This window comes from Paratractidigestivibacter sp. (assembly GCF_052362415.1).
In the GTDB taxonomy this organism is placed as follows: Bacteria; Actinomycetota; Coriobacteriia; order Coriobacteriales; family Atopobiaceae; genus Paratractidigestivibacter.
In genome coordinates, this window is the sequence record NZ_DAWEMK010000015.1 from 21,230 (window position 1) to 22,207 (window position 978).

Consider the following 978-nt stretch of genomic DNA (forward strand, 5'->3'; position numbering starts at 1 on the left):
GAGGGCGACCCCCACTGCGAGCGCGCCCGCGAGCTGATCCGCGCCGCGTGCGGGCGCGAGGACGTCGACGTCGAGTTCTGCATCGGCGGGACGTCGGCCAACATCGTCGGCGTGACGGGGATGCTGCGCGACTGGGAGGGCGTGATCTGCACGAAGGATGCCCACATCAACGTCCACGAGACGGGCGCCATCGCCGCATGCGGGCGCACCGTGCTGCCCACGAGAGACGCCGACGGGTTCCTCTCGCCCGAGGAGGCGGAGCGCGTGTGGGCGAGCCAGACCATGACCGGCCGCCACATGACGCGCCCCGCGGGGATCTACATAACGAACGCGACCGAGTTCGGCGGCGTCTGGGACCGCGAGCGCTTCGACGCGATCTGCAACTGGGCGCACGGGCACGGGCTCTTTGTCTACGTCGACGGCGCGCGCATGGCCGTGGCGCTGACCTCCGAGGGCTGCGACCTCACGCTCCCCCACCTCGCTGAGCGCGCCGACGCGTTCTACCTCGGCGGGACCAAAAACGGCATGCTCTTCGGCGAGGCCATGGTCATCGCGAACCCGCGCCTGCGCGAGTCGTTCCCGTTCCTCGTCAAGGAGCGCGGCGGGCTCATGGCCAAGGGCCGCCTGCTCGGCGTGCAGTTCGAGACCGCCTTCGAGCAGCCAGCGGACGGCGGCGAGGCGCTCTACTGGAGGCTCGCCCGCGGCGCGAACGACTGCGCGCTGCGCCTGCGCGACGGTATGAACGCGCTCGGTTTCGAGTCCTACCTCCCGGCGAACACCAACCAGCAGTTCTTCGTCGTGTTCCCCGAGGTCGGGCGGAGGTTCGAGGACGCCGCCGGGTGCGAGACGTTCGCCAAGCTCCCCGACGGGCGCCTGGTCATCCGCTTCGTGACCTCCTGGGCCACGCGCCCCGAGCACGTCGACGAGCTGCTGGACTTCGCCGCGACGGTGGCGTAGGCGGGCTTCTTTGTGGCAGGG

1 protein-coding gene is annotated in these 978 nt (G+C 70.8%); it reads left to right on the top strand.

The annotated features are described in order from the left end of the window. Positions 1–957 (top strand): threonine aldolase family protein (locus tag ACT84W_RS02910; RefSeq protein WP_444328151.1); only part of this gene is annotated, 957 nt, incomplete at its 5' end. Positions 958–978: the final 21 nt, after the last annotated feature.